The 6,563-nt window shown below is 74.0% G+C and carries 5 protein-coding genes; all 5 read right to left on the bottom strand.

Annotated elements, in window-relative coordinates; all coding sequences use genetic code 11:
• On the bottom strand, window positions 1-625 hold a 625-nt coding region (locus tag EF918_RS30790), incomplete at its 3' end, for a peptidase (protein WP_125652212.1).
• 177 nt (window positions 626-802) lie between these two features.
• Window positions 803-1,975, bottom strand: a complete 1,173-nt coding sequence (hutI, locus tag EF918_RS30785; protein ID WP_125652211.1) for an imidazolonepropionase — start codon at window positions 1,973-1,975, stop codon at window positions 803-805.
• A 43-nt stretch (window positions 1,976-2,018) separates the two neighbouring features.
• A complete protein-coding gene (locus EF918_RS30780) occupies window positions 2,019-3,365 on the bottom strand; it encodes a formimidoylglutamate deiminase (RefSeq protein WP_125652213.1) in 1,347 nt (448 codons plus the stop codon).
• Complete coding sequence (locus EF918_RS30775) at window positions 3,362-4,558, bottom strand: allantoate amidohydrolase (RefSeq protein WP_125652214.1); 1,197 nt, start codon at window positions 4,556-4,558, stop codon at window positions 3,362-3,364. The genes EF918_RS30780 and EF918_RS30775 overlap by 4 nt, the downstream gene beginning before the upstream one ends.
• A gap of 68 nt (window positions 4,559-4,626) precedes the next feature.
• Window positions 4,627-6,291 (bottom strand): urocanate hydratase, encoded by a 1,665-nt coding sequence (gene hutU / locus EF918_RS30770; protein ID WP_125652210.1) that lies wholly within the window; start codon window positions 6,289-6,291, stop codon window positions 4,627-4,629.
• Between the last annotated feature and the right edge of the window lie 272 nt (window positions 6,292-6,563).

Below are 6,563 nucleotides of genomic sequence, written 5' to 3'. Positions count from 1 at the left end.
GGACGGTACCGCCGAGGGTGCCCAGGGCCAGGGCCGAATCGACGGGTCCGGTCTGCGGCAGGGTGCCGGCGTCGCCGGCCCCGCCCGCCTCCTGCCCGCCTCCGCCCCCGCCTACGGCCGTCACGTCCAGTTCCAGCGACGGCTTGGGGGCGTTGCCGGGCGTGCAGACCGTCTCGGTCGTCATCGCCTTGATGGTGAGCACCCCGGCGGTGAAGGTGACCTTTCCGCTCTTCCTCGGCGTGTAGGTGCCCGACAGGTCGGAGATCTTGATGGGGGTGTCGGCCGGCACCGCCTCGGCGTTCGGCGGGCCCGACACCGCCACCTCCGCCTTCTCGGCGCCGTTCACCACGATCACCCCGCTGGGGTTCATAGCGCCCTTGCCCAGCTCGATGGGGCTGGACGACACGCCCTTCTGGAACGACATCGTCAGCTTGAAGCCGTCGCCCTCCTTGACCGCCTTGATGTCGATCGGCGAGACCGCGGACTTGTCGCCGATCGGCGTCCTGCAGTCGTACGCGACGTCGACGACGTCGGCGTGCGCGCCGGGGGCGGCGGCCAGCAGGACCGCCGCCGCGAGGGCGGGGGCGGTGAGGAGCGCAGCGGCGGAGCGTTTGCGGTCGGACACGTTCGTCTTCCCCTCGGACCACACGGGCCTGATGACGCTGACGGCACATCAGATGGGTGGCTCAAGGTACGCCGGGGTCCTTGCGGAGGGAAGACAAAGGGATCCCCCGAATTGACGCCTCGTCAGTAACGGCGGGGCGTGCCCGGCCAGACGCTCGGACGGCCGGCGGTCGGACGGTCAGACGACCCGCTCCCCCTTCTGCCACACGGCCGACACGAGCGGGACGCCCGGCCGGTACGCGAGGTGCACGTGGCTGGGCGCGTCGAGCAGGACCAGGTCGGCGCGGGCGCCGGGGGTGACGGTGCCGATGTCGGTACGGCGCAGCGCGCGGGCGCCGCCGGCGGTGGCGGACCACAGGGCCTCGTCGGGGGTCATCCGCATGTCACGGACGGCGAGCGCGATGCAGAACGGCATCGAGCTGGTGTAGGAGGAGCCCGGGTTGCAGTCCGTGGACAGGGCCACGGTCGCCCCGGCGTCGAGCAGCCGGCGGGCGTCGGGCCACTGGGCGCGGGTGGAGAACTCGGCGCCGGGCAGCAGCGTGGCGACGGTCTCGGACTGGCCGAGGGCGTCGACGTCGGCGTCGGTGAGGTGGGTGCAGTGGTCGGCCGAGGCCGCACCGAGCTCGACGCCGAGCTGGACGCCGGGGCCGAAGCTGAGCTGGTTGGCGTGGATCCGCGGGATCAGGCCCTTGGCCCGGCCGGCGGTGAGGATCGCCCGCGCCTGGTCGCCGTCGAAGGCGCCCTTCTCGCAGAAGACGTCGATCCAGCGGGCGTGGGGCGCGCAGGCGTCGAGCATCTCGCCCGTGACGAGGGCGACGTAGCCGGCCGGGTCGTCGGCGAAGTCGGGCGCGACGATGTGGGCGCCGAGGTAGGTGACCTCCTCGGTGTGCGCGGCGGCGATGCGCAGGGCGCGGGCCTCGTCGGCGACGGTGAGGCCGTAGCCGGACTTGGTCTCGAAGGTGGTGGTGCCCTGGCGGCGGGCCTCGTCCAGGTGCCGTACGAGGTTGGCCTCCAGCTCGGCGTCCGTGGCGGCTCGGGTGGCGGCGACGGTGGTGCGGATGCCTCCGGCGGAGTAGCTGTGGCCGGACATCCGGGCGTTGAACTCGGCGGTGCGGTCGCCGGCGAAGACGAGGTGGGAGTGCGAGTCGACGAACCCGGGGATCACGGCCCGGCCCTGGGCGTCGAACCCGGCGTCCGCCGCCGGCGCCTGGGCGGCGGGCCCGACCCAGGCGATCGTCCCGTCGTCGCCGAACACGACGGCCGCGTCCCGGACCAGGCCGAGGGGGCCTTCGCCCAGCGCGGGGTCATTGGTGACGAGGCTGCCGATGTGGGTGATGGCTGTGGTGCTCATGGGTTCCTCTCGTGATCCGGGGCGGGGCCCACGGGGGCGGCGGTCAGCCGCGGACGGCTGCGACGGCCCGGGCCAGGGCGGACGGCACGTCCCCGACCAGGACGTGGTGGCCGTCGCGGACGATGTGGCGGCCCGCCACCACCGTGTGGCGGACGTCCGCCGCGCTCGCCGCGAACACCGCCGTCTCGGCCCCGAGCCGCGCCACCGGCCCCGCCGTCCGCACCGAGTCCAGTGCGACGGTGGTGAAGTCCGCCAGGGCCCCGGCCTCCAGGAGGCCCGCCTCCGGCAGGCCCAGGGCCGCGTGGCCGTCGGCCGTGGCGGCCCTGAGCAGCGCGGCCGCGGTCCAGTGGCCGCGGGTCCGGCTGGCCAGCCGCTCGTTCAGCTCCATCGCCCGCGCCTCCTCCAGGAGGTCGATCACGGCGTGGCTGTCGCTGCCCAGTGACAGCGGGCTGCCCGCCCGCTGCAGCCGGACCGCCGGGCCGATGCCGTCGGCCAGGTCGCGTTCCGTCGTCGGGCACATGCACGTGCCGGTCGTGGTCCCGCCGATCAGGGCGATGTCCTCGTCCGTGAGGTGCGTGTTGTGCACGCCCGTGGTGCGCGGGCCGAGGACGCCGTGCTCGGCCAGGAGCTGCGTGGGCGTGCAGCCGTGCGCCTCCCGGCAGGCGTCGTTCTCGGCGGTCTGCTCGGACAGGTGCACGTGCAGCGGCGCCCGCCGCTCCTCGGCCCAGCGGGCCACCGTGCCGAGCTGCCCGGCCGGTACGGCCCGTACGGAATGCACGGCCGCCCCGATCAAGGCGTGCTCGCGCGGCTTGAGCGCGGCGGCCCGCTCCGCCCAGGCCTCGGCGGTGCCGTCGGAGAACCGGAGCTGGTGGGGGTCGGGCGCCTGACCGAAGCCCGCCGACAGGTAGCAGGTGTCCAGCAGCGTGATCCGGATGCCCGCCTCCGCGGCGGCCTCGATCAGCGCCTCGCCCATCGCGTTGGGGTCGGCGTACGGGGCGCCGCCGGGGGCGTGGTGGACGTAGTGGAACTCGCCCACGTTGGTGATCCCGGCCAGCGCCATCTCGGCGTAGACCGCCCGGGCCAGCGCGAAGTACGTGTCCGGGGTGAGGTGCTGGGCGACCTTGTACATGGTCTCGCGCCAGGTCCAGAACGTGCCGGAGCCCACCTGCACGGTCCCCCGCAGGGCGCGGTGGAAGGCGTGGCTGTGGGCGTTGGCCAGGCCCGGGAGCGTCAGGCCGCGCAGGACCTCGGCCCCCGGGGGCGGGGTGTCCACCCCGGTGCGGACGGCGGCGATCCGGCCGTCCGCCGACACGTCGAGGGCCACGCCCGGCTCGACGTGGGTGTCGAGCCAGGCGTGCTCCAGCCAGTACGTCTTCTGCTGCGCGGTCAGCGGCACGCGAGGCCTTCCAGTACGTCGGCGAGGGCGAGGACACCGGCGACGCAGTCGTCCTCCTCGGCGGATTCCGCCGGGGAGTGCGAGACGCCGGTGGGGTTGCGCACGAACAGCATCGCGGTCGGCACGGCCCCGGACAGGATTCCGGCGTCGTGTCCCGCGCCGGTGCCCAGGACGGGGACGGGGGTGTCGCCGCCCAGGATCCGGGCGAGTTCGTCGCGCAGCGCGTGCGCGAACTCGACCACGGGGGTGAAGGACTCCCGGGTGACGGCCAGGTCGATGCCGTGCCGGTCGGCGTACTCGCCGGCGGCCTTGCGGACACCGTCGACGACCTGGTCGAGCGAGGCCTCGTCGGCGGCCCGGGCGTCCAGCCAGCCGCGGACCAGGGAGGGGATGGCGTTGACCCCGTTCGGCTCGACCGCGACCTTGCCGAAGGTGGCGACGGCTCCGGCCAGCTCCGCCTCGCGCCGGGCGGCCAGGACCGTCTCGGCGTAGGCCAGCATCGGGTCGCGGCGGTCGACCAGCCGGGTGGTGCCGGCGTGGTTGGCCTCGCCGTGGAAGTCGTACCGCCAGCGCCCGTGCGGCCAGATGGCGGAGGCGATGCCGACCCGGTCCCCGGACAGGTCCAGGGCGCGGCCCTGCTCGACGTGGAGCTCGACGAAGGCGCCGATCCGGGCCAGGCGCTCGGGGTCGGCCCCGAGGGTGTCCGGGTCGAGGCCGGCCGCTTCCATGGCGCGGGGCAGGCTGACGCCGTCGGCGTCGCGCAGGGCGAACGCCTGCTCCTTGGTCAGCAGTCCGGCCGTCAGCCGGGAGCCGACGCAGGCCAGGCCGAACCGGGCGCCTTCCTCGTCCCCGAAGTTGGTGATCGCCAGCGGCCGGGTGAGCTGCACGCCGCGGGCGCGCAGTTCGTCCAGGGCCGCGAAGGAGGACACCACGCCCAGCGGGCCGTCGAAGGCGCCGCCGTCGGGCACGGAGTCCAGGTGCGAGCCGGTGACGACGGCGTCCCCGGCCGCGGGGTCACCGAGCCAGGCCCACTGGTTGCCGTTGCGGTCGAGCTCGTACGTCAGCCCGCGCGCCTCGGCCTGCGCCCGGAACCAGGCCCGGCAGTCCTGGTCGGCCGCGGTCCACGCGTAGCGGCGGTAGCCGCCGCTGCCGGCGTCGCGGCCGATGGGCCGCAGCTCGGCCCACATGCCGGCGAAACTGGTCGCGCCGGGGGCCCGGCCGCCGGGAGCGGCGGCCGGGACGGGGTCGCCGTGGGTCACGCGGAGTCACCCTCGCGCATCGGGACGCGGACGCCGCGCTCGTCGGCGACCGACTCGGCGATGTCGTAGCCGGCGTCGACGTGCCGGATGACGCCCATGCCGGGGTCGTTGGTCAGGACGCGGCGGATCTTCTCGCCGCCCAGCTTGGTGCCGTCGGCCACGGTCACCTGGCCGGCGTGGATCGAGCGGCCCATGCCGACGCCGCCGCCGTGGTGGAGGGAGACCCAGGAGGCGCCGGAGGCCACGTTCACCATGGCGTTCAGCAGCGGCCAGTCCGCGATGGCGTCGGAGCCGTCGAGCATGGCCTCGGTCTCGCGGTACGGGGAGGCCACCGAGCCGCAGTCGAGGTGGTCGCGGCCGATCGCGAGCGGGGCGGCCAGCTCGCCGGAGGCGACCATGTCGTTGAAGCGCTCGCCGGCCTTGTCGCGCTCGCCGTAGCCGAGCCAGCAGATCCGGGCGGGCAGGCCCTGGAAGTGCACGCGCTCGCCGGCCATCTTGATCCAGCGGGCCAGGGACTCGTTCTCCGGGAACAGCTCCAGGATCGCCTTGTCGGTCTTGGCGATGTCGGCCGGGTCGCCGGACAGGGCCGCCCAGCGGAACGGGCCCTTGCCCTCGCAGAACAGCGGGCGGATGTAGGCGGGGACGAAGCCGGGGAAGGCGAAGGCGCGGTCGTAGCCGGCGAGCTGGGCCTCGCCGCGGATGGAGTTGCCGTAGTCGAAGACCTCGGCGCCGGCGTCCATGAAGCCGACCATGGCCTCGACGTGCTTGGCCATGGACTCGCGGGCGCGGGTGGTGAAGCCGGCCGGGTCCTTGGCGGCGGCGTCGGCCATGTCCTCGAAGGCGATCCCGACGGGCAAGTACGCCAGCGGGTCGTGGGCCGAGGTCTGGTCGGTGACGATGTCGATGGGCGCGCCCATCGCCAGGAGCTGCGGGACCAGCTCGGCGGCGTTGCCGAGGACACCGATGGACAGCGGGCGGCGCTGGTCGCGGGCCTCGGTGGCGAGCTGGAGGGCGTGGTCGAGGCTGTCGGCCTTCACGTCCAGGTAGCGGTGCTCGATGCGCCGCTCGATGGCGCGCGGGTCGACGTCGATGCAGATCGCGACGCCGTCGTTCATGGTGACGGCCAGCGGCTGGGCGCCGCCCATGCCGCCGAGGCCGGCGGTCAGGGTGATGGTGCCGGCCAGGGTCCCGCCGAACTTCTTCGCGGCGACCGCGGCGAAGGTCTCGTAGGTGCCCTGGAGGATGCCCTGGGTGCCGATGTAGATCCAGGAGCCGGCCGTCATCTGGCCGTACATGGTCAGGCCGAGGGCCTCCAGACGGCGGAACTCCTCCCAGTTGGCCCAGTCGCCGACCAGGTTGGAGTTGGCGATCAGCACGCGCGGGGCCCACTCGTGGGTCTGCATCACGCCGACCGGGCGGCCGGACTGGACCAGCATGGTCTCGTCCTGCTTCAGGGTGCGCAGCGTGCGGACCATGGCGTCGAACGAGCGCCAGTCGCGCGCGGCCTTGCCGGTGCCGCCGTAGACGACCAGCTTGTCGGGGTGCTCGGCGACCTCGGGGTCCAGGTTGTTCTGGAGCATCCGGAGGGCGGCCTCCTGCTGCCATCCCAGGGTGCTCAGCTCGGTGCCGCGCGGAGCACGTACGGGTCGGGGTCCTGACATGGCTGCGCCTCCTGAGAATGTTGAGCGATCCATTCACATGGTGTCCCTCTGAATAGATTCAGTCAACAGCTGCGCGCGGACCCGCCGGGTGGTTGGCTGCTTCCATGGCCCTGGAGACGGACGCATCCCCGTACGGACCCGCCGCCCGCCGCGATCTGGCGGTACGGGCGGCAGTGGAGCAGGGACTGGTCGGCGAGGGGACCGGGCCGGACGGCGGGTCCGTACGGGGATGCGTCCGTCTCCAGGGCCATGGAAGCAGCCAACCACCCGGC

It is taken from the genome of Streptomyces sp. WAC06614 (assembly GCF_003949795.1).
Taxonomy (GTDB): domain Bacteria; phylum Actinomycetota; class Actinomycetes; order Streptomycetales; family Streptomycetaceae; genus Streptomyces.
This window is presented reverse-complemented; position numbering and strand designations above follow the sequence as displayed.